Origin of the sequence: Xanthomonas sp. DAR 35659 (assembly GCF_041242975.1) — a bacterium.
GTDB classification, from domain to species: Bacteria; Pseudomonadota; Gammaproteobacteria; order Xanthomonadales; family Xanthomonadaceae; genus Xanthomonas_A; species Xanthomonas_A medicagonis.
Window position 1 is genome coordinate 2,044,846 of record NZ_CP162488.1, and the last position, 25,395, is coordinate 2,070,240.

Consider the following 25,395-nt stretch of genomic DNA (forward strand, 5'->3'; position numbering starts at 1 on the left):
GCACCGACCATGAGCCAGACCCCCGCCATTTCGCAATGGCCCGATGTGGACCAGCTGTACGCGCGTTTCCATGCACTGGTGAACCAGCCGATGCGGCCGATCGGCGCCGCCGGCATGGCCAAGGTGATGCGCTATTTCGACGAGCGCTGCCAGGGCTCCAAACGCCTGGGCGAGGCGGCCAAGCAGGTGATCCCCGGCGGCGTGCAGCACAACCTGGCGTTCAACCATCCGTTCCAGCTGGCGATGCATGGCGCCGAGGGCGCGTACCTGACCGACGTGGACGGCAACCGCTACATCGACTTCCTGCAGGCCGGCGGCCCGACCCTGCTCGGGTCCAATCCGCCGGAACTGCGCGAGCACGTGCAGGCGGTGCTGGACCAGTGCGGCCCGGTGACCGGCCTGCTGCACGAGTACGAGGTCAAGCTGGCCGAACTGGTCTGCGCCAGCATGCCGGCGGTGGAGATGCTGCGCCTGCTCGGCTCCGGCACCGAGGCGGTGATGGGCGCGGTGCGCCTGGCGCGGACCCACACCCGCAAGAAATGGATCATCAAGATCGGCGGCGCCTACCACGGCTGGAGCGACCAGTTGGTGTACGGCATGCGCCTGCCGGGCACCGGGCGCATGGAGGCGATCGGCATCCCGCGCGGCGCCACCGCCTACACCCAGGAATGCCATCCCAACGATCTGGACGCGTTGCGGCGCAAGCTGCAGTTCAATCGCCTGCGCGGCGGCACCGCGGCGGTGCTGCTGGAACCGCTGGGGCCGGAGAGTGGCACGCGGCCGGTGCACCAGGACTACAACCGGCAGGTGCGCAAGCTCTGCGACGAGTTCGGCGCGCTGCTGATCTTCGACGAAGTGGTCACGGGCTTCCGGCTCGGCCCGGGCGGCGCGCAGGGTTACTTCGGGGTCCTGCCGGACATCACCGTGCTCGGCAAATGCCTGGCCGGCGGCTACCCGATGGCCGGGGCGATCGGCGGCCGCCGCGAGGTGATGATGAGCCTGGTCGGCGGCATCGGTACCACGGCGCGACGCGCCTTCGTCGGCGGCACGCTGTCGGCCAATCCGCTGTCCTGCGTGGCCGGCTACCACGCCTTGCTGGAGGCGCAGCGCAGCGACGCCGCCGGCCAGGCCGGCCGTGCCGGCGATCGCCTGCGCCAGGGCCTGGAGGCGATCATCCGCCGTCTCGGCCTGCCGTACGTGGTCTACAACATGGGCTCGATCGTGCACCTGCAGACCTCAGGCGTGTTGCTGTTGGACACCGGCAACCTGTACAAGCTGTGGCGCGTGCGCAACGAGGCCAAGGAGCGCAAGCACATGATGGAGGAGATGGGCGCGGCGTATTCGGCGCATGGGCTGATCACCCTGGCCGGCAGCCGCATCTACACCAGCCGCGCCGATACCGACGCGGTGGTCGACGAGGCGCTGAATCGCTTCGACGACGTGTTCAAGCTGGTGTAGCGCATGCCGACCTTCCAGCAGATCGAAGCGCTCTGGCTGCACACCCGCGAGCGGCTGGTGGCCAAGCGCCTGCTCGGCGACGACGCGGCAGCGTTGGCGTTGCGCTGCCCGGGCAGCACGGCAATGTACTGCGGTGCGCTCGACGCCGAGCGGCCGCAATGGCTGGACTGGCGCGACCCGGCGCTGCCGGCGTCGGCGCAGGTGCACGCGCAGGCCTACCTGCGGCGTCCCGACGTCGGCGCCAGCGCCTGGTCGGCCGGCCTGTTCGGCCTGCGCCTGGCCGACGTCGGCGGGGTGTTGCCGCAGGTGTTCGACGAGCAGGCCCGGCATATCGGGCCGATGCCGGCGCCACTGGCGGCCGCGGACGCCTTGGCCGGTGCACCGCCGCAGATCGGCAACGCCCTGCTGCTGGGCGGGCGCCCGCTGTGCCTGGGGACCAGTGCGCAACGGCTGGCGCTGAACGTGGAACTGTTCGAGAAATGCGCCAAGGCCTATGTGCTTGCCGCGGCCACCGGCGGGCAGGTGCGGGAACTGCCATGGTGGGTGCGGCGCATCGCCAACGGGCGCTTGCGCAAGGACCAGACGCGTGCCGCCGCGGCGTTTGCCGCCGGCGAACTGCCGGCCGAAACCACCGGGTATTGAGGAATCGCCGCGATGACCGCCACGCCCTCTCCAACGTCCATCCCGCCCGCGGCCGCGCAGGCGGCGCGGCCGCTCGCCGCGGCCTTGTCGATCGGCGCCATCGCCCTGCTGATCCTCGGCGTGCAGCCGATCGTGCTCGGTGCGCTGGTCGAACAGCACCTGATCACCCTGCCCGGGGTGGGCGTGGTGGCGATGGGCGAGATCATCGCGCTGGGCATCGGGGTGGCGCTGGGCGATGCGCTGCTGCCGGTGTCCTGGCAGCGCAACACGGCCATCGTGGCGGCGCTGCTGGCGGCGCTGCTGAACCTGGCCACGGTGCAGGCGCAGGGCGATGCGGCCTTCGTCGCGCTGCGCGCGGCCGCCGGCCTGGCCGAGGGCCTGCTGGTGTGGGTGGCCACCGTCAGCATCGTGCGCGCGGCCACGCCGGACCGGATCACCGCGGTGTTCATGGTGCTGCAGGCGCTGGCGCAGATCGCGCTGGCGTCGGCGCTGGCGTTGTGGGTGTTGCCGGCGGCCGGCTGGAAGGGCGGTTTCGTCGCCATGGCCGCGGCCTGCCTGCTGGTGCTGCCGCTGGCGGCGGCGCTGCCGGCACCGGCGCGCCTGGCTCCCGCAGCCAATGCCCCCCACTGCGCGGCGACCGCCACCGCCAGATTGCGCTGGTCGCCGGCGACGCTGGCGCCGCTGCTGGTCGCCTTCCTGCAAATGTCGGCGATCGGCGCGCTGTGGGCCTACCTGGAGCCGCTGGCGCTGCGCGCCGGGCTGGACGCGCATGCGGCGCAACTGCAGACCTCGTGGGTGCTGGGCATGCAGATCGTCGGCGGGCTGGCGGCGATCTACTGGGTGCGCCGGCTGTCGGTGACGGCGACCCTGACCCTGGGCAGCGTGGCGCTGTGCCTGGTGGCCGCGGCGATGTACCGGGTTCCTGGTAATGCCGCGTTGGGTTTCGCCGCGGTGTGCGTGGCGTTCGGCTTCGCCTGGATGTTCCTGATGCCGTTCCATGTCGGCCTGGCGTTGCGCGCCGATGCGCAGGGGCGGGTGGCGGTGCTGGTGCCGGCCGCGCAGTTGATCGGATCGGCCTGCGGGCCATTGCTGGCCTCGCTGCTGCTGCACGCCGACGATCCGGCGCCGGTGCCGCTGGTCGGCCTGGGCTTCGCGCTGGCCGCGGCGCTGCTGGCGCTGTGGATCGGCCGGCGGCAACGTCGTCCGGTCGTCGTGCAGGCCGGCTCGCATGCGCGGTGATGGCGGCCGCTCGCATGCGCCGGCCGCCGCCGCGATGCGTGTCCGTGGGCCGCGCGTGGCGCAGGGCAGGGGGATGCCATGTGCAGGGCATTGGCCGACGTCCCACACGCAGGAGAGCGGCGATGGCGCCTGAGCCCGTGCAGGACACCGCGCCGGAAACCATCGCGGCGCTGTTCGCCGCGCAGCAGGCCACCGCGCTGGCCTGGCGCGGCTCCTCGGCGAACGCGCGGCGCGCACGCCTACGTGCGCTGCGCACTGCGCTGCTGGCGCGGCGGCAGGCATTGATCGCCGCCTTCGCCGCCGATTTCGCCAAGCCCGCGCTGGAAGTGGAACTGACCGAGCTGATGCCGGTGGTGGACGAGATCGCCACCGCCATCGCGCAGTTGCCGCGCTGGATGCGTCCGCGCAAGGTCGCGCCGACGTTGCTTGCGTTGGGCACGCGCGCGCGCATCGCGTTCCAGCCCAAGGGCCGCTGCCTGATCATCGGGCCGTGGAACTATCCGGTGGCCACCGTGCTGGGGCCGCTGGTGTCGGCGCTGGCCGCCGGCAACACGGCGTTGATCAAGCCCTCCGAGTTCACCCCGCGGGTCAATGCGGTGCTGCAGGCGGTGCTGGAGGATGCGTTCGCGCCGGAGGAGGTGGCCCTGGTGCAGGGCGGCGCGGCGACCGCGCAGGCCTTGCTGGCGTGTCCGTTCGACCATGTGTTCTTCACCGGCTCGGCGTCGGTGGGGCGGCAGGTGATGGCCGCGGCAGCACGGCAGTTGAGCCCGGTGACCCTTGAACTGGGCGGCAAGTCGCCGGTGATCGTCGACCGCAGCGCCGACCTGCGCCGTGCCGCCGAGGTGATCGTCTGGGCCAAGCTGGTCAACGCCGGGCAGACCTGCATCGCGCCGGACACCTTGTTCGTGCATCGCGACGTCAGCGCGCGCCTGCTCGACCACTGCCGCGCCCTGCTGGCGCAGCGCTACGGCGCCGATGCGCAGGCGGTCGCCGCCAGTCCGCACCTGGCGCGCATGATCCACCCGGCGCATGCGGCGCGCGTGGCCGCACTGATCGACGAGGCGCGCGCCGGCGGCGCGCAACTGCTGGCCGGTGGCGAGCACGACGCGGGGCGGCGCTACGTGGCGCCGACGCTGCTGGCGCAGGTGCCAGCGCAGGCACGGATCGCGCAGGAAGAGATCTTCGGTCCGGTGCTGCCGGTGATCGAGTTCGAACGTCTCGACGACGTGCTCGACCGCCTCGACGCCGAGCCCAAACCGCTGGCGCTGTATCTGTGGAGCCGCGACCGCGCCGGCATCGCGCGGGTGCTGGCGCGCACCAGTTCCGGCAGCGCGGTGGTCAATCACTGCCTGCAGCAGTTCGTGCACAGCGGTTTGCCGTTCGGCGGCGTTGGCGCCTCGGGCTTCGGCAGCGCGCACGGCGTGCACGGGTTCCGCGCGTTCTCGCACGAACGCGCGGTGCTGCATGGCGGGCGCCTGCCGATCGTCAAGGCGTTCTTTCCTCCGTACACCGCCTTGCAGCAACGGTTGGCGGCAGGACTCAGCCGTTGGTTGGCACGGCGCTGAGTGCTGCTGCCGATGCGCCAGGTGCGGGCGCGGTAAGATGCGAGGTCGGCGCGTGTGGCGACGCTGCGGCGTAGTCTGCGCCCCGATTGCCGCGGCGATGCGCGCCGTCGGGCCGGCGTAGTGCCGCCACCGCGGCGCCTGCCGCTTCACCACCATCGAGATCCCATGCCCGCCGACACGTCGCGTCCCACCGCACCGCACCGCCCGCGCCTGACCGGGAACAAGGTGCCGGCCCAGCATCGCGCGACCGAGACCTACGAACAGATCCTCTCGGTCACCGCGCAACTGCTCGGCGACGTCGGCGTGGAGCGGCTGTCCACCAACCTGGTGTGCGCGCGTGCCGGGCTGACGCCGCCGGCGCTGTACCGCTACTTCCCCAACAAGTACGCGCTGCTGTCGGAACTGGGCCGGCGGCTGATGCAGCGGCAGAACGCGCTCATCCCCAAGTGGATCACCCTGTCGGCGATGAGCGGCACGCGCGAGGAGTTGCAGCGCGCGCTGGCCGGGCTGGTGCTGGATACCTACCGCGTCACCAAGGCGACCGAGGGTGGGGTGTGGGTGTTGCGCGCGCTGCGCGCGGTGCCGGCGCTGCAGCAGGTGCGCCTGGACTCGCATGCGCAGGTCACCAAGGGCCAGGTGCGCTTCCTCAGCGAGGCCTTCCCCGACGCCGACCCGCGCCAACTGCGGCTGGTCAGCCGCATCGTGGTCGACCTGATCTACGCGACCGTGGAGTTGCTGTTCGACACCCGCCTGAGCGCCCGCGCGGTAGCCGACACGGTGGCGGCGATGATCGCCAGCCACATCGAGCAACTGCGCGATGGAGCGTCGACTGGATGAGGCCGGATTGCGGCTTCGGATGTGGAGTGCCTGCGTAGCGCACGCGCACCTGCAACGGCACCGCGAGGCGCGGCGGCCGATGACATCGCCAACCAGGCGTCGCCAAACGACCGCTTGAGGCCGGCAGCAAGCGAGGCGTCCGCGCACGAGGCGCGACGCGCGCAACGCGATGCACTTGCCGTCCGCGACCGCGATCAGAGCTCGGTGACGAACCTGCCCTCGTCGAGATCGGCGATCAGCGTGGGGCCGGTCGGCGTCCAGCCGAGCCTGGCTTGCGTCAGCGCGCTCGAGGCGGGCATGTCGAATTGCACGAACATCGCCATCCAGCCGAAATGCGCGGCCGCCTCGCCCGGCGCGATCGACAGCACCGGCAGCTTCAGCCCGCGCCCGAGCGCCTCGGCGATCGCGCGGCTGCGCACGCCTTCCTCGCCGACCGCGTGATAGCGCGCGCCCGGTTGCGCTTTCTCGATCGCATGGCGATAGAGCCGCACCGCATCGGACAGATGGCCGGCGGCCCAGCGGTTGCCGCCGTCGCCGACATAGGCCACCACGCCCTTGTCGCGCGCGATCGCCGCCAGCGGCGTGATCAGCCCTTGCCGAAACGGGTTATGGATCTGCGGCAGCCGCATCACCGAGACATTGACGCCGGCCTCGAGCAAGGCGTTGCCGGCCTGTTCGGAGCCGATGCGCGGACTGGCGTGCTTGGCGTTGAAGATGTCCTCGCTGGCCAGCCCGCCGTGCTCGCCGATGCCCACCGCGGTGCCGGAGGTGATCAGCAGCGGACGATCGGAGCCCTTCAGCGCCGCGCCGAGCGCCGCGATCGCGCGCTTGTCCTTCTCGCAGTTGGCGGCGAAGTTGCTGAAATCGTGGTCGAACGCCGCATGGATCACGGCATCGGCCTGGGCCGCACCCCGCGCCAGGCTGTCCGGATCCTCCAGCGTCCCGTGGTGGACCTCGGCGCCGGCCGCGCGCAGCGCCTGCGCGCCGGTCTCCGATCGCGTCATGCCGAGCACGCGATGGCCGGCCTGCAGCAGTTCGGGAACCAGGGCCGAGCCGATGAAGCCGGTCGCGCCCGTCAGAAAGATACGCATCGTGAACTCCCTTGGGTCGGTGCGAGCGACTCTCCGGCATCCGCGTATCCCGTTAAAGTAGTGATGTCATCCTAGTAAAGCGGCTAACAGGTTCGCCATGCATCCCGATCCGGCCCATTCCCTGGGCGACTTTCTGCGCAGCCGGCGCGCGCGGCTCGACCCCGCCAGCTTCGGCTTCGCCGGCCGCCGGCGCACGCCGGGCTTGCGCCGCGAGGAAGTCGCGCAGCGCGCCAACATCAGCCCGACCTGGTACACCTGGCTCGAACAGGGGCGCGGCGGCGCGCCGTCGGCGCAGGTACTGGAGCGGATCGCAGGCGCGCTGCTGCTGACCGACGCCGAACGCGAGCACCTGTTCATGGTCGCGCTGGGGCGGCGGCCGGAGCTGCGCTATCGCGCGGTGGCGGGCGTCAATCCGCGCCTGCAGCGCGTCCTCGATGCGCTGGAAACCAGCCCGGCCATCGTCAAGACGCCGACCTGGGACGTGGTGGCCTGGAACCGCGCGGCGGCGGTGGTGCTGACCGACTACGCACAGTTGCCCATCGGCGAGCGCAACATCCTGCGCTTCCTGTTCGGCAATCCCGCCGCGCGCGCCAAGCAGCACGACTGGGGGGCGGTGGCCCGCTTCGTGGTGGGCGCGTTTCGTGCCGACGTGGTCCGCGCGGGGCTCGCGTCGGAGGCGGCGGACCTGGTGACCGAACTGTGCGCACTCAGCACCGAGTTCGAGGCGCTATGGCACGACAACGAGGTGTTGAGTCACAGCGAGGGCGGTGGCGTGAAGCGTCTCAAGCATCCGCTGCTCGGCGCGATCGCGCTCGAGTACTCGGCCTTCGCCGTGGATGGGCGGCCGGATCTGGGCATGATCGTCTACACGCCCGTCGATGCCGGCGTGGCCGCGCGCATTCGCGCGCTCGCGTTCGCCCATGGCACGGCCCAGGCCGAGCGCCAGGACCTGCCGATGGTCTGACCAAGCGCCTGGGCATGGCGCAGTCCCCGCGCTCGAAGATCGGCGACGGCGGCGTATCCGGCAAGGACGCCCGCCGCACTGGCGCCGCTCGCGCCGCGCTGCGGCGCGGCGATTCCCGTTTCCGATCGGCATGCGCGCCGGGCTTTCCAAGCAAGCAAACCGGCGCGAAACAGCCGGTTTGCCGTTCGCTCTTTCTAGTCCCGATTCCCGATTCCCGCCTCGAATCACTCCACCGCCAGATCGTCGACCTTCTGCCAGCCGCGCGGCAGCAGCCCGCCGCGGCTGGCGCGGGCGCCGAGGTAGGCGTCCAGGTCCTTGAACGACAGCGACATGGTGCGCTGGCCGCTCTTCACCAGCAGCGTGTTGCCCGGCGCCACCGCGGCGATCGCCACCACCCGCTCGGTGCTGAGCTTGGCCTTGGGGATGTCGATGATCTTGTTGCCCTTGCCCTTGTCCAGCTCGGGCAGGTCGGCGACCGGGAACGCCAGCAGGTGGCCGGCGCTGGTGACCGCGACGATGCGGTCGCTGCCGGCGCCGCTCACCGGTGCCGGCGGCAGCACCTTGGCGTTCGGGGTCAGGTTGAGCATGGCCTTGCCGGCCTTGTTGCGGCTGGTCAGGTTCTCGAAGCGGGTGACGAAGCCGTAGCCGTGCGAGGACGCCAGCACCAGGCGGCTGTCGTTCTCGCCGCTGGCGATGGCCTGGAACGACGCGCCGGCCGCGGGCGAGAAGCGCCCGGTCAGCGGCTCGCCGTTGCCGCGCGCCGAGGGCAGGGTATGCACCAGGGTCGAATAGGCGCGGCCTTCCGAATCCAGGAATGCCACCTGTTGCGTGCTGCGCGCGCGCACCGCCGCCAGCAGGCCGTCGCCGTCGCGGTAGGACAGCGCCGCCGGGTCCACGTCGTGGCCCTTGGCCGCGCGGATCCAGCCCTTCTCCGACATCACCACGGTCATCGGCTCGCTCGGCACCAGCTCGGTCTCGTCGATGGCCTGGGCCGCGCCGCGCTGCACCAGCGGCGAACGCCGCGCATCGCCGAACTTCTTGGCGTCGGCCACCAGTTCGTCCTTGATCAGCTTCTTCAGCTTGGTCTTGCTGGCCAGCACCGCCTGCAGCTGCTCGCGTTCCTTGGCCAGCGCGTCCTGCTCGCCGCGGATCTTCATTTCTTCCAGCCGCGCCAGCTGGCGCAGGCGGGTTTCCAGGATGTAGTCGGCCTGTTCCTCGCTGAGCGCGAAGCGCGCGATCAGCGCCGGCTTCGGCTCGTCCTCGCTGCGGATGATGCGGATCACTTCGTCCAGGTTGAGGAACGCGACCAGCAGGCCTTCCAACAGGTGCAGGCGGCGCTCGACCTTCTCCAGCCGATGGTTGAGGCGGCGCACCACGGTGTCGCTGCGGAAGCGCAGCCATTCCTCCAGCAGGGTCTTGAGGTTCTTGACCTGCGGGCGGCCGTCCAGGCCGATCACGTTGAGGTTGACCCGGTAGCTGCGCTCCAGGTCGGTGGTGGCGAACAGGTGGCCCATCAGCTGCTCGGCGTCGACCCGGTTGGAGCGCGGCACCAGCACCACCCGCACCGGGTTGGCATGGTCGGACTCGTCGCGGATGTCTTCCAGCCACGGCAGCTTCTTGGCGCGCATCTGCTGCGCGATCTGCTCGATCACCTTCGACGGCGACACCTGGTAGGGCAGCGCCGTGACCACGATGTTGGCGTTTTCCTTCTGGTAGGTGGCGCGGGCGCGCACGCTGCCATGGCCGGTTTCGTAAATGGTGCGCAGGTCGGCGGCCGGGGTGATGATCTCGGCGGTGGTCGGGTAGTCCGGGCCGCGCACGTGCTCGCACAGGTCGGCGACGCTGGCGTCGGGGTCGTCGAGCAGGCGGATCAGCGCGCTGACGATCTCGTTGAGGTTGTGCGGCGGCACGTCGGTGGCCATGCCCACGGCGATGCCGGTGGTGCCGTTGAGCAGCAGGTGCGGCAGCCGCGCCGGCATCCAGGTCGGCTCGTCCAGGGTGCCGTCGAAGTTCGGCGACCAGTCCACCGTGCCCTGGCCGAGTTCGCCCAGCAGCACTTCGGCGATCGGGGTCAGCTTGGACTCGGTGTAGCGCATCGCCGCGAACGACTTGGGGTCGTCGGTGGAGCCGAAGTTGCCCTGGCCCTCGATCAGCGGGTAGCGGTAGGAGAACGGCTGCGCCATCAGCACCAGGGCTTCGTAGCAGGCGCTGTCGCCATGCGGGTGGTACTTGCCGATCACGTCGCCGACGGTGCGCGCGGACTTCTTCGGCTTGGCCGTCGCGTTCAGGCCCAACTCGCTCATCGCATAGATGATGCGCCGCTGCACCGGCTTGAGCCCGTCGCCGAGGAAGGGCAGGGCGCGGTCCAGCACCACGTACATGGAGTAGTCGAGGTAGGCGCGTTCGGCGTACTCGCGCAGCGGCAGCTGTTCGAAGCCATGGAAGGCGGGGCGGGTGAGATCGGTCATGCGCGGGGAATACCTGTAGGGGGAACGCGGCGGCGGGCGCCGCAGGTCAGCCGGTCGATTATCCGGATGCGGCCGGCGATGCCAAGCCGCGCGTGCCGCCGGCGCTGGCCAGGTAGCGGGCGGGCGGATGGCCGAAGCGGCCGCGGAAAGCGGTGACGAAGGCGCTGGGGCTGCTGTAGCCCAGCCGGAAGGCGGTGTCGGCGACGCTGGCGCCGTCGCTGAGCCGGCGCAGCGCCTCGGCCAGCCGCGCCTGCTGGCGCCAGCCGGCGAAGCCGAAGCCGGTCTCGTCGCGGAAATGCCGGCTCAGGCTGCGCGGCGACAGCCCGGCCCAGTGCGCCCATTGCGCCAGCGTGCGGTCGTCGGCGGGGGTCTCCAGCAACTGGGTGGCGATGCGCAGCAGGCGTCGGTCGCGCGGCATCGGCAGGTGCAGATGCTCGACCGGCGCGTTGCGCACCTCGTCCAGCAGCACCGCGCACAGGCGCTGCTGCTCGGCATCCAGCGCCGGCGGCACGCCCCATTGGGTCATCCGCCGCAGTACCTCCCGGAACAGGCCGTTCATGCCGATCACGCAGGTCCGCGGCGGCAGGTCGGCGCAGACGTCGGGGCGGATCAGCGCCAGGTAGCTGCGCACCCGCCCGGACACCTGCACCGTATGCAGCTCCTGCGGCGGCATCCAACCCGCGCAGCCGGGCGGCAGCGACCACTGGCCATGCTCGGTGCGGGTGCCCAGCACGCCTTCCTCGACATAGATCAACTGGCCGCGCACGTGGCGGTGCCAGTCCACCTCGCGCCGCAGCGACACCGGCGAATGCGCCATGAACGCCAGCGCGGGCGGGCCGTCGGCGCGTTCGAACCAGTCCATGGCGCGCGGGTCCAGGGCGCTGCCGGAGGCGAGCGCGGACGAGGCGAGGGTGGAGACGGTTGGCTCGATTTCGATATCCATTGTCCGGATTGTAATACCGAGCCAGGTCCGCCCGCCGCTACAGTGCGCTCGCCGTCAGCGTTCTTCTGGTGCAACGCAGCATCTACTTTCTTTGGAGATATTTTCTTGACATATATTTCTAAATGAAAATAATTGGCGCCCATGAACTTCGCTCCCTCCCTCCCGGGCCCGCCCTCGTTCGGCCTGCTGCTGCGCCAGGTGCGTGACGGCCTGATGCGCCATCTCGACCAGGCCATGGCCGGGCTGGAGCCGGATCTGGGCTTCACCCACTACATCGGGATGAAGGCGCTGTCCTACATGGCGCCGTGCACCGCCAACGAACTGGCCCAGGCCATCGACCAGAACCCCAGCGCGGTGACCCGCCTGCTGGACAGGCTGCAGGACCTGGGCTGGGTGCGTCGCGAGGCGCATGCGCAGGACCGCCGCGCCTTGCAGATCGTGCTCACCGACGAAGGCCGCGCGCTGTGGCAACAGCTCAAGCGCCGCGGCGACGAGACCATCGCCAACGCGCTGCGCGACCTCTCCGCCGACGAACGCGAGCAACTCACTTCGCTGTTGATCCGCGTCCGCGATTCCCTCAATTCGCCATGAACCCGCTTATGAACCTCTCCGCATCGTCCCATCGCCTGCGCCCGTTCGCGGTCGCGGCCCTCACCCTGGCGCTGGCCGCCTGCGCCAGCAGCCGCGGCCTGGAACCGCAAGGCCGCCGGCTCGACGCCGATCAGCAGTTGCAGGCCGGCAAGACCCTGGCCGCCGCGCATCTGGCGCCGGCCGCCTGGCCGCGGCAGGACTGGTGGACGGCGCTGGGCGACCCGCAACTGGACGCGCTGATTGCCGAAGCGCTGCAGGGCACGCCGAGCCTGGAGGCGGCCGACGCGCGGCTGCGCCTGGCGCAGGCCCAGGCCGGCGCGGCCAACGCCGACCGCGGCGCCAAACTGTCGCTGTCCGCCGGCTATACCGGCCTGCAACTGCCCAAGGGACTGGCCGGCGACGAGATCGGCGGCAAGTACATCCACAACGAGCAGGCGCTGCTGGATTTCAGCTACGGCTTCGACCTGTGGGGCGGCAAGCGCGCCGCCTGGGAAGCGGCGGTGGACCAGGCGCATGCGGCGCAGGTCGATGCGCAGGCCGCGCGGCTGGACCTGTCGGCGGCGGTGGCCAATGCCTACGCGCAGCTCGGTTACGCCTGGCGGCTGTACGACCTGGCCGGCGAGGAGCTGGCGCGCGCCGACACCAGCCTGAAGCTGGTGCGGCAGCGCGTCGGCGCCGGCATCGACAGCAACCTGCAACTGCGCCAGGCCGAGGCGCGGGTACCGGCGGCGCGTCAGCAGCAGCAGGCCGCGCAGCAACAGATCGACGAGGCGCGCACCGCGCTGGCGGCGCTGCTCGGGCGCGGCCCGGATCGTGGCCTGCAGATCGAGCGGCCGCGGCCGCTGGATCCGATGGCGGTGCAGTTGCCGTCGGTGCTGCCCAGCGACCTGCTCGGGCGCCGTCCCGACGTGGTCGCGGCGCGCTGGCGGGTCGAGGCGTCCTCGCAGAGCATCGGCGCGGCCAAGGCGCAGTTCTATCCCAGCATCAATCTCACCCTGCTCGGCGGCGTCGCCGCGAAGAACCCCGGCGACCTGTTCAAGGGCGACGCGGTGCTCGGCTACCTGGCGCCGAGCCTGAGCCTGCCGCTGTTCGACAGCGGCCGCCTGCGCAGCCAACTGGCCGAGCGCGACGCGCAGTACGACCTGGCCGTGGCCAACTACAACCAGGCGCTGGTGACGGCGTTGCGCGAGGTCGCCGACCAGGTCAGCGCCGCGCGTTCGCTGCAACAGCAGGCGCAGCAGCAAGCGCAGGCGGTGGACACCGCGCGCGCCGCCTTCGACCTGGCGCAGCAGCGCTACCGCGCCGGCATCGGCAACTACCTCGACGTGCTGAGCGTGCAGCAGCAGCTGCTGGAGGCGCAGCAGCGCCTGGCCTCGCTGCAGTCCAACCAGATCCTGGTGTCGGTGCGCCTGAACCAGGCGCTGGGCGGTGGCTACGAAGCCACCTCCGCGGCCGACGCGCCGTCGACCCCTTCCGCTTCCACGCATTCCTGAGACCGCCGCAATGAATCAGACAACGACCCCCGATTCCTCCGCTCCCGCTCCCAGCCGGCGCGGCAAGCTGCTGCGCGGCCTGGCCGTGGTGGTGGTGCTGGTGCTGATCGCGCTGGCGATCTGGTACTTCGTCTCCGGCCGCTGGCACGAGGACACCGACGACGCCTACGTGCAGGGCAACCTGGTGCAGATCACGCCGATGGTCGCCGGCACCGTGGTCAGCATCGGCGCCGACGACGGCATGCGCGTGGAGCGCGGCCAGTTGCTGGTCAAGCTCGACCCGGCCGACACTGAGGTCGCGCTGCAGCAGGCCGAAGCCAATCTGGCGCGCACGGTGCGCCAGGTGCGCGGCCTGTACCGCACCGTGGAAGGCGCGCAGGCCGAACTGTCGGCGCAGCAGGTGACCCTGCAGCGCGCCCGCGCCGACGTCGCCCGCCGCACCAGCCTGGTCGCCAGCGGCGCGATCTCCGCCGAAGAGCTGGCGCATGCGCGCGACCAACTGGCCGCCGCCGAGGCCGCGGTCAGCGGTTCGCGCGAGACGGTGGAGCGCAACCGCGCGCTGATCGACGACAACGGCGTGGCCCACCAGCCCGACGTGCAGGCCGCCGCCGCGCAGGTGCGCCAGGCGTTCCTCAACAACGCCCGCAGCGCCATCGTCGCGCCGGTCACCGGCTACGTCGCGCGGCGTTCGGTGCAGGTCGGGCAGCGCGTGCAGCCGGGCGCCGCGCTGATGGCGGTGGTGCCGCTGGAGCAGGTGTGGGTGGAAGCCAACTTCAAGGAAACCCAGCTCAAGCACATGCGCCTGGGCCAGCCGGTGGAACTGGAGTCGGATCTGTACGGCGGCGCGGTGCGCTACCAGGGCACGGTGCAGAGCCTGGGCCTGGGCACCGGCAGCGCGTTCTCGCTGCTGCCGGCGCAGAACGCCAGCGGCAACTGGATCAAGATCGTGCAGCGCGTGCCGGTGCGCATCGCCATCGATCCCAAGCAACTGGCGCAGAACCCGCTGCGCATCGGCCTGTCGATGAAGGTGGACGTGAACCTGCACCAGCAGCACGGCGGCGTGCTGCCGACCAAGTTCGCCAGCGGTACGCTGCTTGACACCGACGTCTACGCGCAGCAGCTGAGCCAGGCCGATGAGGCCATCGCCCAGATCATCCACGCCAACCTGCCCGACGCCGCCAAGGCGAACTGAGCCCGGCCATGTCCAACCAAGCAGCCACTCCCGCCGCGCCCGGGGCACCGGGCGCCCCGGCCGCCGCGTTCCGCCCGCCGAGCGTGGCGCTGTGCACCGTGGGCCTGGCGATGGCCTCGTTCATGCAGGTGCTCGACACCACCATCGCCAACGTCTCGCTGCCGACCATCGCCGGCAACCTCGGCGCCAGCTCGCAGCAGGCGACCTGGGTCATCACCTCGTTCGCGGTCAGCAACGCGATCGCGCTGCCGTTGACCGGCTTCCTCAGCCGGCGTTTCGGCGAGACCAAATTGTTCGTGTGGGCCACGCTGTCCTTCACCATCGCCTCGCTGCTGTGCGGCCTGGCGCAGAGCATGGGCATGCTGGTGGTGTCGCGCGCGATCCAGGGCTTCGTGTGCGGGCCGATGTACCCGATCACGCAGAGCTTGCTGGTGTCGATCTACCCGCGCGAGAAACGCGGGCAAGCCTTGGCGCTGCTGGCGATGATCACCGTGGTCGCGCCGATCGCCGGCCCGATCCTGGGCGGCTGGATCACCGACAACTACAGCTGGGAATGGATCTTCCTGATCAACGTGCCGCTGGGCATCATCGCCGCGGTCGTGGTCGGCGCGCAGTTGCGCGACCGCCCCGAGCCGACCGAGCGCCCGCGCATGGATTATGTCGGCCTGATCACCCTGATCATCGGCGTCGGCTGCCTGCAGCTGGTGCTGGACCTGGGCAACGACGAGGACTGGTTCAGTTCGGACAAGATCGTGATATTGGCCGCGATCTCGGCGGTGGCGCTGGCGGTGTTCCTGATCTGGGAGCTCACCGACAAGGATCCGATCGTCAACCTGCGCCTGTTCCGCCACCGTAACTTCCGCGCCGGCACCATGGCGCTGATCGTGGCCTATGCCGCGTTCTTCAGCGTGTCGCTGCTGATCCCGCAGTGGCTGCAGCGCGACATGGGCTACACCGCGATCTGGGCCGGCCTGGCCACCGCGCCGATCGGCATCCTGCCGGTGCTGATGACCCCGTTCGTCGGCAAGTACGCCTCGCGCTTCGACCTGCGCATGCTGGCCAGCATCGCCTTCATCTTCATGGCGGCGACCAGCTTCATGCGCTCGGACTTCAACCTGCAGGTCGACTTCGCCCACGTGGCCGGGGTGCAGCTGCTGATGGGCGTGGGCGTGGCGCTGTTCTTCATGCCGGTGCTGCAGATCCTGCTGTCGGACCTGGATGGGCGCGAGATCGCGGCCGGCTCGGGCCTGGCCACCTTCCTGCGCACGCTTGGCGGCAGCTTCGCCGCCTCGCTGACCACCTACCTGTGGTCCAAGCGCACGCAGATGCACCACGCCCAGCTCACCGAGCACATCTCCGCCTACACGCCGGGGATGCAGGAGCAGGTGCGGGCGATGGGGCAGGGCGACCTGCAGACCGGTGCAGCCTTCCTCAACAACACCATCAACCACCAGGCCTCGCAGATGGGCTTCAACGACATCTTCTACCTGCTGGGCTGGACGTTCCTGGGCATCATCTTCTTCCTGTGGCTGGCCAAGCCGCCGTTCGCGGGCGGTGGCGGGGCCGCCGCCGCGGGCGGTCACTGAGTCCGGCGCGCCGGCAACGACGAAACCCCGCCGCGCGCGGGGTTTCGTTTGTGCGCCGGCTGCGCGCGTGGCCCGCGCTGTCGCGCGCTTGCCGTTGCGGTGGCCGGCGGACCAGAATGCCGCTCCCTCGCACCTAGCGGCAGGTTCGGACATGCAGCGTTTTCTGCGCGCCTTGTGGTTTCGCCCGGAGTCCCCGCGGTCGCGTCGCGGCGCTGCACGCGCCCGGTGGTGCGCGGCGCTGCTGCTGTGCCTTGGCGCCCTCGCCAGCGGCGGCGCCAGCGCGCATGCCGAGCCGAACATGGCGGCGATCACGCCGACCGACCGCCTGCACGAAGCCTGGTGGGCGCAGCGCCACCAGCAGGTGCTGGAGCAGGTGCGCGCGCACCCGGACGCGCCGCTGCTGCTGATCGGCGACTCGATCACCCACAACTACGACAAGGCGAAGGCGCCGGACGAGGATTTCCAGCCGACCTGGCAGACCTTCTACGGCAGCCGCGGCGCGCTCAACCTCGGCTTCAGCGGCGACGCCACCGAGCATGTGCTGTGGCGGCTGCAGCACGGCGAAGTGGATGGGCTGCAGCCCAAGGTCGCGATGCTGTTGATCGGCACTAACAACACCGGGTACGAGCGGCACAGCGCGGCGGACACGGTGCGCGGCATCGACGCGGTGGTGGCGACCCTGGAGCAGCGCCTGCCGAAGACGCGCATCCTGCTGCTCGGCCTGCTGCCCAGCGCCGGATCGGCGCAGAAGAGTGCGCGCGACGCCGAGGTCAACCGCGCCCTGGCGGTGCGCTACGGCGACAACCCGCGCGTGGCGTATCTCGACATCGGCGCGGTGTTCCGCAAGGACGGCATGCTCGACGAGAGCCTGTTCTACGACCCGCGGCTGCATCCGCCGGGTGCCGCCCTGCATCCGGACACGCGCGGCCAGCGGCGCATGGCCGAGGCGATCGAGCCGACCCTGGCGCGCCTGCTCGGCGAGCCGCCGCGGGTGCCGCTGGCGGCGATGACCCAGGCCAATACCGCGCTGATCCCGGTGCCGTGGCTGGAACAGGATTCCTACGACTGGTACGCGCGCCACCATGCCGCGCTGGACGTCGCGCGCCAGCTGCAGCCGGAGGTGGTGATGCTCGGCGACTCGATCACCCACTTCTGGGGCGGACCGCCGCAGGCGACGCGGGTCGGCGGCGCGCAGGCCTGGCAGCGCACCTTCGGCGCGCGCAAGGTGCTGAACCTGGGCTTCGGCTGGGATCGCACCCAGAACGTGCTGTGGCGGCTGCGCCAGGGCGAGGTGGACGGGTTGGCGCCGCGCTGGGTGGTGATCAACATCGGCACCAACAACCTCACCGGCACCGACAACGCGCGCGCCAGCACGCCGCAGGAAACCGCCGAGGGCGTGGCCGCGGTGGTCGCCGAGGTGCGGCAGCGGCTGCCGCGCAGCAGGATCGTGCTGATGGGCATCCTGCCGCGCGGTTTTGAAGCCGATTCGCCACGGCGCGAACCGATCGCGCAGACCAACCGCCTGCTGGCCGCGCGTTTCGGCCACGACCCGGCGGTGCGCTGGCTGGACATCGGCGCGCGCTTCCTGCAACCCGACGGCAGCCTGCCGCAGGCGCTGATGCCCGACAGCACGCATCCCAGCGAAGACGGCTACCGGATCTGGGGCGATGCGCTGCGCGAGATCGGCGTGGGCGGCTGAAACGCCGCAGCCGCCGGCTGTTCCTGTAGGAGCGGCTTCAGCCGCGACAGGTCTTGTCGATGGAGTCCGTCGCGGCTAAAGCCGCTCCTACAGGGGGTACAGGGGCTATCGGTTCGCGGATGCGGCGCGCGCTCAGCCCTTGTCCGGCTTGAGCAGCTCCAGCACCGCTTCGCGGCGCCGCGCCGGCAGGTTGCGATAGCGGGTCAGCAGCGCCTGCTCGTGCGTATCGTGCGCCTGCAGCGCGTAATCGGCCGGGCTGTCCTGCAGGCGCGCGCCGCTGTGGCCCTGGCCGCAGATCAACTCGTCCAGCGAACGCTTGAGCACGCCGCGCAGATTGGGCAGCAGGCGGAAGCTCGGCGTTTCGCGATCGTTTTCCCATGCCGACACCGACGACTTGGTCACGCCCAGCGCGAAGCCCAACTGTTCCTGGGTCAGGCCGGCGGCTTTCCTGGCTTCGCGCAAACGGTCGCCGAAGCTTTTCATCGCGGTGGCCTTGCGGAGACGGGGGTTTACCAAGATATGGAGCATCCGTCACCTTGTCGTACAGGCATGCTTGACTCTAGATGTTCGGAAATTCGATACTTTGGCGGTGCGGGACGCGCCGACGCGTGAGGACGCGCACGCCGGACAAGGACGACCGAGGAGTGCATGGTGTTTGGCCCGATCTCCATTGCCGTTGCAACGACGGTGCAGGGCGGCGCTGCGGCGTGGCGCGTCGTTGCCGCGATCGGCCATGGCCGCGACGCCGCGGCGGGAAACGGCACATGGCGACTTACGAAGTGAAACTCAGGCGCGTGGCGCAGCTGGAGCCGGCCCTGTACGTGCTGGTCCATGCCGCCAACGCCTACATCGCCGCGCGCGCCGCCGAGCGGCACAACCCGGGCTACCGTGCGTACATGGTCGCGGTGTGGGTGGATGGCGTGCGTGTGGACATCGGCGCGTTCCGGCCACCGGATCGCTGAGTGCGCGCTGCGGCGAAGCGGGCCGATGGCGGCGGGGTGGCGGCCGACTCTCGGCGCTGCCGCGATGCTTGCGCATCGCAACTTGCGCAGGCGATGCCGGGCGTCGCGCCGTGCGCGGCGCGGCGCGGCGCGGGCAACAAAAAACCCGCCGCAGCGGGTTTTCTCAACTCTGCCGACCTGTCGGTCGTGGTGCCCAGGAGAGGACTCGAACCTCCACGGTTTTACCCGCTAGTACCTGAAACTAGTGCGTCTACCAATTCCGCCACCTGGGCAACTCAGGCGCGGAATTCTGCTGGCGGCAACGGGGGCTGTCAAGCGCTTCTTGCCGTCCGTCGCCGGCGTGGCAGCAGCGGGCGGGGGACGGAGAGCGCCATGTCGTGCATGGGGTCGGCTCGCGTCGCCGCAGCGGTGTCATGCACGGTGCGAGCTGATGGCATGCTGTGCGCTACCTGCATGGTCAAGGAGCATCGGGATGGCCAGGACATCGAAGAAGCGCTGGCGGGCGATATTGGGCATGCTCGGACTTGCGGTGACGCAGTTCGCTGCTGCCCGTCCTCCTGCCACGCTGGACGACGTTGCGTTTCTCGCCGGATGCTGGGAGGGAAGTACCGGCGACGGCGGCTCGATGCGTGAGACCTATACGTCGCCTCGCGCCGGCATGATGCTCGGCAACAGCCAGACGGTCCGTGGCGACCGGACGGAATTCTTCGAATTCATCCAGCTTGTTCAGACCGCCGACGGCGTCGTGTACCGGCCGATGCCCAATGCCAGTAGCGCGGCGAGCTTTTCGCTGGTTGCGGCGTCCGACCAGGACGCGGTCTTCGAGAACGCCGCCAATGACTTTCCTCAGCGCATCGCGTACCGCTACGACGGCGAGCGAACGCTGCTCGCCCGTATCGAGATGCTCAACGGGGACAAGCGGCAGTCGTTCGCGATGAAGGCCGTGCCTTGCGGCGGCGAGGCCCAGCGAAAGGCGCTGCGCTGAGCGTTGCTGCGTGGCCGAGTGGCCGAGTGGCAGACGCGCTGACGCCAGGGTGCGCGCTTGTGCTGTCGCGGCGGCCGATCGGCGGCGCTGGAAGCACTGTCGACCAGGCCTGCGACAGTGGCATGGAGTGGATGTTCGGCATCCGCGTGGCCGGCGTCGCCAAATCAAAAAAAAACCCGCCGGAGCGGGATTTCTTTCGAGCGTGTCGCTGTATCGATGGTGCCCAGGAGAGGACTCGAACCTCCACGAAGTTGCCCCCGCTAGCACCTGAAGCTAGTGCGTCTACCAATTCCGCCACCTGGGCGATACAGGCCGAGGATTGTGTAGGGCGGGTGTGAATCTGTCAAGCAACACGCAACGTGCCGGCCCGCGGCGCGGTGGTGAATCAGGTGCCAACACAATCGTATGGCGGTCGCAGCCGTGCGGTCGGCCGGGCAGGGCGAGCAACGCCGTGCTCAGATGCTGCTCCTGCCCGGATGCACTGCGTGGCGCCATCGGTGCGCCGTCGCGGCGGGCCAGAAAGTGGCGTTGCGATGTTCGCCGAGTGCGCCGCAGCCCGTTGGGAGGCGATGCGGGCGGACGCGTGGCCGAACTGGGTGTGGGTGCGCAGCGGTTGGCGCGCATGCAACGGCGCGCAGGGGCCGCGTCTCGACTGCCGGCGGGCACCCGCGCGCGCCGCGTTGACAAGCGGGTACGTAGCCTGGAGAATAGGCGGCGCCCATCGCCCAGATGGCGGAATTGGTAGACGCACTAGCTTCAGGTGCTAGCGGGGGCAACTTCGTGGAGGTTCGAGTCCTCTTCTGGGCACCAAATGCAACACTGCGGAAGCGCTGGGCTTCCGCAACGACCGGCCCGCTGACGCGGGCTTCGTCGTTTCTGGGGCCGCGGTCGGCGCGCGCGCGGCCTCCGCTTCGCTTGGCGGCAACCTGCATGGGAGTACCATGCGCGGATGACAACTCGCAAAAGCAAGTCCGGCAAGTCCGGCAAATCCGCATCCCACGACACACCCACCAGCAAGGCCGCCACCCCGGCGGCGCCCGCGCCGAAGAAATCCAGGCTGCCGGCGTGGATGCCGAGCCTGCCCAGTTTCCTGCGGCGCACCCCCAAGCCGCCGCTGCAACCGCTGCATCCGCCCGAACCCGCCGCGCCGGCACGCAAGTCGGCGGCCGCGGCGCCGGCTGCCGTGGTCGACCCGTTCGCCGCGCGCGAGGCCCAGCGCTATGCCGAGCCCATCGCCAGCCGCGAGGCGATCCTGCAGTTGCTCGACCGCTGCGACGGCCCGCAGACCCTGGAAGAACTGGCGGCGCAACTCGGCCTGACCGAGCCCTCGCGCATGGAGGCGTTGAGCAAGCGCCTGGGCGCGATGCTGCGCGAGGCGCAACTGGTGCAGAACCGCCGCGGCGGCTACGCGCCGGTGCAGCAGACCAATTTGATCCCCGGCGTGGTGATCGCCAACCCCGACGGCTTCGGCTTCCTGCGCCCGGACGAGGGCGGCGACGACCTGTTCCTGCCGCCCTACGAGATGCGCAAGGTGCTGCACGGCGATCGCGCCCTGGCCAACGTCACCGGCATCGACCGCCGCGGCCGCCGCGAAGGCAGCATCGCGCGCGTGCTGGAGCGCGGCCTGACTCGGCTGATCGGCCGGTTCAGCCTGGAAGGCGGTATCGCCTACGTGGTGCCCGACGACAAGCGCATCCAGCGCAACGTGCAGATCCCCATCGACGCCACCGGCGAGGCCCGCGACGGCCAGTTGGTGGTGTGCGAACTCACCTCGACCCCGGACGGGCGGCGCCCGCCGATCGGCAAGATCATCGCGGTGCTCGGCGACAAGCTGACCCCATCGCTGCTGGTGGAGGCGGCGATCCACGGCCACGAGCTGCCGTACGAATTCCCGCAGGAGGTGCTGGACGAAGCCGCGGCGGTGCCGCTGACGGTGGAGCCGGCCGCGGTCAAGGGTCGCGTGGACCTGCGACAGACGCCGCTGGTGACCATCGACGGCGCCGACGCCAAGGACTTCGACGACGCGGTGTTCTGCGAAGCCAACGCCGACGGCTTCCGCCTGGTGGTGGCGATCGCCGACGTGTCGCACTACGTGCGCCCCGGCACGCCGTTGGACACCGAGGCGGTGCGGCGCGCGACCTCCGTGTACTTCCCCGGTTTCGTGGTGCCGATGCTGCCGGAGACGCTGTCCAACGGCATCTGTTCGCTCAATCCCAAGGTCGACCGCATGTGCTTCGTCTGCGACATGCAGATCGATCGCCAGGGCGAGGTGGCCGGAGCGCGCTTCTACGAGGCGGTGATGAACTCGCACGCGCGGCTCACCTACGACCAGGTGTGGCAGGCGGTGGGCGAGAAGGACGAGCAGGTGCGCAAGGACGTGGCCGCGGTGCTGCCGCACCTGGAGCGCCTGCACCAGCTGTACCAGGTGCTGGCCAAGGCGCGTTCGCGCCGCGGCGCGATCGAGTTCGAGACCTCCGAAGTGCGTTTCGTGCTCGACAACACCGGCGAGGTGACCCAGGCCGGCATGCTGGTGCGCAACGACGCGCACAAGCTGATCGAGGAGTGCATGATCGCCGCCAATGTGGCTGCGGCGCGGCATCTGCTGGAGGCGCGCATCCCGGCCCCGTACCGCGTGCACGAGCGGCCGCCGGAGTCCAAGTACGCCGACCTGCTGGAGTTCCTCAAGGAATTCAAGCTGAGCCTGCCGCCGTGGAACAAGGTGGTGCCGGGCGACTACACCAAGCTGCTGAAGAAGGTGCGCGAGCGCCCCGACGCGGCGCTGCTGGAGTCGGTGTTGCTGCGCAGCCAGAGCATGGCGGTGTACTCGCCGGACAACGCCGGCCACTTCGGCCTGGCGCTGGAGGCCTACGCGCACTTCACCTCGCCGATCCGCCGCTATCCGGACCTGCTGGTGCACCGCGCGATCAAGTACGCGCTGACCCGCGGCGCGCCGGACAAGTATCTGTATTCGCCGCGCGAGATGGCGGCGCTGGCGCTGCAGTGCTCCGAGCGCGAGCGCCGCGCCGACGAGGCCGAGCGCGAGGTCGACGAGCGCTACCGCGCGGCATGGATGGAGAAGCATGTCGGCGGCCAGTTCGACGGCGTGGTCAGCGGCGTCACCAGCTTCGGCCTGTTCGTGGAGCTGGACCAGTCCAAGGTCAATGGCCTGATCCACGTGACCCAGTTGCCGCAGGACTATTACCAGTTCGACGCGGTACGCAAGACATTGACGGGCGAGCGCCGCGGGATGCAGTTCCGGCTCGGCGACCGGGTCCGTATCCTGGTGCTCAAGGCCAGCATGGAAGAGCGCAAGATCGACTTCCGCCTGGTCGTGGAAGGCGAGCCGTTGACCGACATGGCGCCGCCGCCCGAACGCGGGCAGCCGGCCAAGCGCAAGAAAAAGAAGTACTGACGGCGCGGTGCCGCGGCGGGTCGCCGCGCGCGCACCGCGATCGCGCCATCGGCGCGGCCGAGGCCGCGCCGGGGCAGGCGTGCGCCGAACCGGCCACGCTCGGCCGATCGGCGCTGTCCACGGCGGCCCTCGGTCCGGCGTCGTCGCCGGCCGCGGACGTACCGCATCTGCACGAGGATCTGCAGCCGCGGACGTGGCCTGCCGCAGTCGTCACTCGCAACTCTGGTAAAAGGTCGGTGTCACGCAGTGCGCAACCGCATCCGGGAGCAGACATGGAGTACGACCAATACAGCGGCGGTTGCCAGTGCGGCGCGGTGCGCTTCCGGGTGCGTGGCCGGCTCGACGACGCCTCGATCTGCCATTGCCGGATGTGCCAGAAGGCGTTCGGCGCGTACTACGCGCCGCTGGTGTCCACGCGCGGCGCGGAGTTGGAGTGGACGCGGGGGACGCCGAAGCGCTTCCAGTCCTCCAACCTGGTGCGGCGCGGCTTTTGCGCCGACTGCGGCACGCCGCTGACCTACGAGGCGCCGGACGGCGTCGCCGTGGCCGCCGGTGCGTTCGACGATCCGGCCGCGCTGCCGCCGCGCATCCAGTACGGTCTGGAAGGCAAGCTGCCGTTCGTGGACGCACTGCACCGGCTGACCGCGATCCGCACCGACGCCGACCTGGATGCGGCGCCGTTCCTGGCGGAGCTGGTGTCGTACCAGCATCCCGACCACGACACCGAGCGCTGGCCGGACTGAGTCAGGGCGCTGGCCGACCGAGCCACTGCAGCCTCGCTCGCCGCGTTAGCCTGCAAGACGGTCTGTCGCCGCTCGACTACGCCATCGCCGCCCCGGGCCACACGCTGCGCGATGACGTGATGCGGACGATGCCGCTGGCTGCCTGCCGATCCTCCGCCGCACGATGGCGCAGGCGTTCCGATGCGGTTCCGCAGCCGCTGGCCACCCCGAGCCGACGCCTCGTGTAGGAGCGGCTTCAGCCGCGACGCGCGCGGCCCGAGCGCCGCGCCGACGGCCGAGGCGCGGCCGCGTCCTTGCGCGCAGGAATCAACAGGCCACAGACGCCGCACTTCCGATTCCCCATTCCCGATTCCCCATTCCCAGCCCCCCACCCATGTGACGCGAGCAGCCGCAACGCCTACCATGCCCGCTTTCCTTCCTCGCAGTCCCCGCCTCATGAGCAAGCAGAACCAGTGGATCGTCGGCGTCAACGCCGTGGCTTCGTCGATCGAGAACGATGCCGACAACGTGCGCGAGGTGCTGGTCGAGGCGGGCAGCAAGAACCCGCGGCTGGTGGAGATCGAGGAGAACGCGCGGCGCAAGGGCATCGAGGTGCGGCGGGTCAACACCCAGGCGCTGGACGGCGTCGGCGGCGCGGTACGCCACCAGGGCGTGGCGGCGCGCTATGCCGCGGCGCGCACCTGGGGCGAGAACGAGCTGGAAGGCCTGGTCGCCGCCGCCGAGGGCCGCGCGTTGCTGCTGGTGCTCGACGGTGTGCAGGATCCGCACAATCTCGGCGCCTGCCTGCGCAGCGCGGCGGCGGCCGGCGCCACCGCGGTGGTGATCCCCAAGGACAAGTCGGCGCCGGTCAACGCCACCGTGCGCAAGACCTCGGCCGGCGCCGCCGACCGCATTCCGATCGTGGCGGTGACCAACCTGGCGCGCTGCCTGCGCGACCTGCAGAAGCAGGGCGTGTGGATCTACGGCCTGGTCGGCGAGGCCGAGACCTCGCTGTACTCGCAGGATCTGCGCGGCAACGTGGCGCTGGTGCTGGGCGGCGAGTCCGACGGCCTGCGCCGGCTGACCCGCGAACATTGCGACGGCCTGGTCAAGATCCCGATGCCGGGCGACATCGAAAGCCTCAACGTGTCGGTGGCGACCGGCGTGACCCTGTTCGAGGCGGTACGGCAACGCATGGGCTGAGCGCCGCGTCGCCGCCACGGTCGCGCTGCTTCGGTGAGCGGCGACAAGGCAGGCCCCTCTCCCACAGGGAGAGGGGGTGGGGTGAGGGTGGGGCGAAGCCCCTCGCGGAGTGATGGCGACGCTAGGCTTCGCCGGTACCCTGATCCGCTCCGCGGCGGTGGCTTTTTTCATGAGGCTTCGCACGTACCCTCATCCGCCCCCTTCGGGGGCACCTTCTCCCGGGGGAGAAGGGGGGGCGCATGCGGTTCGGCTCGACTGGCGTGAAGTCTTCACGCGACGCTTGCTTCGGTTTTGCTACGGCCCCGCCCGCAACGCCGGTTTTTTGCCTACCATTGGCGATTGC

General features: G+C 70.4%; 20 protein-coding genes and 3 tRNA genes. 17 read left to right on the forward strand and 6 right to left on the reverse strand.

Annotated elements, in window-relative coordinates; genetic code table 11:
• Positions 1–9 precede the first annotated feature (9 nt).
• From AB3X07_RS08690 to AB3X07_RS08710, 5 genes are all read left to right on the forward strand, one after another.
• The gene (locus AB3X07_RS08690) at positions 10–1,458 is read left to right on the forward strand and encodes an aspartate aminotransferase family protein (RefSeq protein ID WP_369944061.1); all 1,449 of its coding nucleotides are present in this window, start codon (positions 10–12) and stop codon (positions 1,456–1,458) included.
• 3 nt (positions 1,459–1,461) lie between these two features.
• Positions 1,462–2,100 carry a hypothetical protein gene (locus tag AB3X07_RS08695; RefSeq protein ID WP_369944063.1) on the forward strand — a complete coding sequence of 213 codons (639 nt, stop codon included), beginning with the start codon at positions 1,462–1,464 and terminating at the stop codon, positions 2,098–2,100.
• Positions 2,101–2,184: 84 nt separating this feature from the next.
• The gene (locus AB3X07_RS08700) at positions 2,185–3,339 is read left to right on the forward strand and encodes an MFS transporter (RefSeq protein WP_369944698.1); all 1,155 of its coding nucleotides are present in this window, start codon (positions 2,185–2,187) and stop codon (positions 3,337–3,339) included.
• A gap of 122 nt (positions 3,340–3,461) precedes the next feature.
• On the forward strand, positions 3,462–4,904 hold the full coding sequence (locus tag AB3X07_RS08705; protein ID WP_369944065.1) for an aldehyde dehydrogenase family protein: 1,443 nt from the start codon (positions 3,462–3,464) through the stop codon (positions 4,902–4,904).
• Between the two features lie 165 nt (positions 4,905–5,069).
• Positions 5,070–5,741, forward strand: a complete 672-nt coding sequence (locus AB3X07_RS08710; RefSeq protein ID WP_369944066.1) for a TetR/AcrR family transcriptional regulator — start codon at positions 5,070–5,072, stop codon at positions 5,739–5,741.
• A gap of 194 nt (positions 5,742–5,935) precedes the next feature.
• On the opposite strand, the gene AB3X07_RS08715 is transcribed toward AB3X07_RS08710, so the two are convergent.
• Positions 5,936–6,832: an SDR family oxidoreductase gene (locus AB3X07_RS08715; protein ID WP_369944067.1), complete on the reverse strand. Its 897-nt coding sequence runs from the start codon at positions 6,830–6,832 to the stop codon at positions 5,936–5,938.
• A 97-nt stretch (positions 6,833–6,929) separates the two neighbouring features.
• Between AB3X07_RS08715 and AB3X07_RS08720 the strand changes: the two genes are divergently transcribed.
• On the forward strand, positions 6,930–7,796 hold the full coding sequence (locus AB3X07_RS08720) for a helix-turn-helix transcriptional regulator (protein ID WP_369944069.1): 867 nt from the start codon (positions 6,930–6,932) through the stop codon (positions 7,794–7,796).
• Between the two features lie 224 nt (positions 7,797–8,020).
• On the opposite strand, the gene parC is transcribed toward AB3X07_RS08720, so the two are convergent.
• Both parC and AB3X07_RS08730 read right to left on the reverse strand, forming a co-directional pair.
• Positions 8,021–10,264: a DNA topoisomerase IV subunit A gene (gene parC / locus AB3X07_RS08725; protein ID WP_369944070.1), complete on the reverse strand. Its 2,244-nt coding sequence runs from the start codon at positions 10,262–10,264 to the stop codon at positions 8,021–8,023.
• A 58-nt stretch (positions 10,265–10,322) separates the two neighbouring features.
• Positions 10,323–11,207, reverse strand: a complete 885-nt coding sequence (locus tag AB3X07_RS08730; RefSeq protein ID WP_369944071.1) for a helix-turn-helix domain-containing protein — start codon at positions 11,205–11,207, stop codon at positions 10,323–10,325.
• Positions 11,208–11,348: 141 nt separating this feature from the next.
• Here AB3X07_RS08730 and AB3X07_RS08735 point away from each other — a divergent pair, with 141 nt between their 5' ends.
• From AB3X07_RS08735 to AB3X07_RS08755, 5 genes are all read left to right on the forward strand, one after another.
• Positions 11,349–11,798, forward strand: coding sequence for a MarR family winged helix-turn-helix transcriptional regulator (locus tag AB3X07_RS08735; RefSeq protein WP_369944073.1), 450 nt, complete (start codon positions 11,349–11,351; stop codon positions 11,796–11,798).
• On the forward strand, positions 11,795–13,291 hold the full coding sequence (locus AB3X07_RS08740) for an efflux transporter outer membrane subunit (RefSeq protein WP_369944074.1): 1,497 nt from the start codon (positions 11,795–11,797) through the stop codon (positions 13,289–13,291). The genes AB3X07_RS08735 and AB3X07_RS08740 overlap by 4 nt, the downstream gene beginning before the upstream one ends.
• Positions 13,292–13,301: 10 nt before the next feature.
• Positions 13,302–14,483, forward strand: coding sequence for an efflux RND transporter periplasmic adaptor subunit (locus AB3X07_RS08745; protein ID WP_369944076.1), 1,182 nt, complete (start codon positions 13,302–13,304; stop codon positions 14,481–14,483).
• Positions 14,484–14,491: 8 nt separating this feature from the next.
• The gene (locus tag AB3X07_RS08750) at positions 14,492–16,069 is read left to right on the forward strand and encodes a DHA2 family efflux MFS transporter permease subunit (protein ID WP_369944077.1); all 1,578 of its coding nucleotides are present in this window, start codon (positions 14,492–14,494) and stop codon (positions 16,067–16,069) included.
• A gap of 151 nt (positions 16,070–16,220) precedes the next feature.
• A complete protein-coding gene (locus AB3X07_RS08755) occupies positions 16,221–17,768 on the forward strand; it encodes a GDSL-type esterase/lipase family protein (protein WP_369944079.1) in 1,548 nt (515 codons plus the stop codon).
• A 132-nt stretch (positions 17,769–17,900) separates the two neighbouring features.
• Here AB3X07_RS08755 and AB3X07_RS08760 read toward each other — a convergent pair whose 3' ends face one another.
• Complete coding sequence (locus AB3X07_RS08760) at positions 17,901–18,251, reverse strand: helix-turn-helix domain-containing protein (RefSeq protein WP_369944080.1); 351 nt, start codon at positions 18,249–18,251, stop codon at positions 17,901–17,903.
• Positions 18,252–18,532: 281 nt separating this feature from the next.
• Between AB3X07_RS08760 and AB3X07_RS08765 the strand changes: the two genes are divergently transcribed.
• A complete protein-coding gene (locus tag AB3X07_RS08765) occupies positions 18,533–18,730 on the forward strand; it encodes a hypothetical protein (RefSeq protein ID WP_369944081.1) in 198 nt (65 codons plus the stop codon).
• Positions 18,731–18,917: 187 nt separating this feature from the next.
• On the opposite strand, the gene AB3X07_RS08770 is transcribed toward AB3X07_RS08765, so the two are convergent.
• Positions 18,918–19,002, reverse strand: a tRNA-Leu gene (locus tag AB3X07_RS08770).
• A 200-nt stretch (positions 19,003–19,202) separates the two neighbouring features.
• On the opposite strand from AB3X07_RS08770, the gene AB3X07_RS08775 reads away from it, so the two are divergent.
• A complete protein-coding gene (locus tag AB3X07_RS08775) occupies positions 19,203–19,715 on the forward strand; it encodes a DUF6265 family protein (protein WP_369944082.1) in 513 nt (170 codons plus the stop codon).
• A 217-nt stretch (positions 19,716–19,932) separates the two neighbouring features.
• Here AB3X07_RS08775 and AB3X07_RS08780 read toward each other — a convergent pair.
• Positions 19,933–20,019, reverse strand: a tRNA-Leu gene (locus AB3X07_RS08780).
• Between the two features lie 419 nt (positions 20,020–20,438).
• On the opposite strand from AB3X07_RS08780, the gene AB3X07_RS08785 reads away from it, so the two are divergent.
• The 4 genes from AB3X07_RS08785 to rlmB all read left to right on the forward strand — a co-directional run bounded on the left by AB3X07_RS08785 (position 20,439) and on the right by rlmB (position 25,052).
• Positions 20,439–20,525 (forward strand) — tRNA-Leu (locus AB3X07_RS08785).
• Positions 20,526–20,664: 139 nt separating this feature from the next.
• Positions 20,665–23,127: a ribonuclease R gene (rnr, locus tag AB3X07_RS08790; protein ID WP_369944084.1), complete on the forward strand. Its 2,463-nt coding sequence runs from the start codon at positions 20,665–20,667 to the stop codon at positions 23,125–23,127.
• Between the two features lie 272 nt (positions 23,128–23,399).
• Complete coding sequence (locus AB3X07_RS08795; RefSeq protein WP_369944085.1) at positions 23,400–23,870, forward strand: GFA family protein; 471 nt, start codon at positions 23,400–23,402, stop codon at positions 23,868–23,870.
• 435 nt (positions 23,871–24,305) lie between these two features.
• Positions 24,306–25,052, forward strand: a complete 747-nt coding sequence (gene rlmB, locus AB3X07_RS08800) for a 23S rRNA (guanosine(2251)-2'-O)-methyltransferase RlmB (RefSeq protein ID WP_369944086.1) — start codon at positions 24,306–24,308, stop codon at positions 25,050–25,052.
• The last annotated feature ends 343 nt before the right edge of the window (positions 25,053–25,395 follow it).

Coding starts and splice junctions, on each gene's coding strand:
- AB3X07_RS08690 (WP_369944061.1), top strand. CDS start 10: ATGAGCCAGACCCCCGCCATTTCGCAATGGCCCGATGTGGACCAGCTG.
- AB3X07_RS08695 (WP_369944063.1), top strand. CDS start 1,462: ATGCCGACCTTCCAGCAGATCGAAGCGCTCTGGCTGCACACCCGCGAG.
- AB3X07_RS08705 (WP_369944065.1), top strand. CDS start 3,462: ATGGCGCCTGAGCCCGTGCAGGACACCGCGCCGGAAACCATCGCGGCG.
- AB3X07_RS08710 (WP_369944066.1), top strand. CDS start 5,070: ATGCCCGCCGACACGTCGCGTCCCACCGCACCGCACCGCCCGCGCCTG.
- AB3X07_RS08715 (WP_369944067.1), bottom strand. CDS start 6,832: ATGCGTATCTTTCTGACGGGCGCGACCGGCTTCATCGGCTCGGCCCTG.
- AB3X07_RS08720 (WP_369944069.1), top strand. CDS start 6,930: ATGCATCCCGATCCGGCCCATTCCCTGGGCGACTTTCTGCGCAGCCGG.
- parC (WP_369944070.1), bottom strand. CDS start 10,264: ATGACCGATCTCACCCGCCCCGCCTTCCATGGCTTCGAACAGCTGCCG.
- AB3X07_RS08730 (WP_369944071.1), bottom strand. CDS start 11,207: ATGGATATCGAAATCGAGCCAACCGTCTCCACCCTCGCCTCGTCCGCG.
- AB3X07_RS08735 (WP_369944073.1), top strand. CDS start 11,349: ATGAACTTCGCTCCCTCCCTCCCGGGCCCGCCCTCGTTCGGCCTGCTG.
- AB3X07_RS08740 (WP_369944074.1), top strand. CDS start 11,795: ATGAACCCGCTTATGAACCTCTCCGCATCGTCCCATCGCCTGCGCCCG.
- AB3X07_RS08745 (WP_369944076.1), top strand. CDS start 13,302: ATGAATCAGACAACGACCCCCGATTCCTCCGCTCCCGCTCCCAGCCGG.
- AB3X07_RS08750 (WP_369944077.1), top strand. CDS start 14,492: ATGTCCAACCAAGCAGCCACTCCCGCCGCGCCCGGGGCACCGGGCGCC.
- AB3X07_RS08755 (WP_369944079.1), top strand. CDS start 16,221: ATGCAGCGTTTTCTGCGCGCCTTGTGGTTTCGCCCGGAGTCCCCGCGG.
- AB3X07_RS08760 (WP_369944080.1), bottom strand. CDS start 18,251: ATGAAAAGCTTCGGCGACCGTTTGCGCGAAGCCAGGAAAGCCGCCGGC.
- AB3X07_RS08765 (WP_369944081.1), top strand. CDS start 18,533: ATGGCGACTTACGAAGTGAAACTCAGGCGCGTGGCGCAGCTGGAGCCG.
- AB3X07_RS08775 (WP_369944082.1), top strand. CDS start 19,203: ATGGCCAGGACATCGAAGAAGCGCTGGCGGGCGATATTGGGCATGCTC.
- rnr (WP_369944084.1), top strand. CDS start 20,665: ATGACAACTCGCAAAAGCAAGTCCGGCAAGTCCGGCAAATCCGCATCC.
- AB3X07_RS08795 (WP_369944085.1), top strand. CDS start 23,400: ATGGAGTACGACCAATACAGCGGCGGTTGCCAGTGCGGCGCGGTGCGC.
- rlmB (WP_369944086.1), top strand. CDS start 24,306: ATGAGCAAGCAGAACCAGTGGATCGTCGGCGTCAACGCCGTGGCTTCG.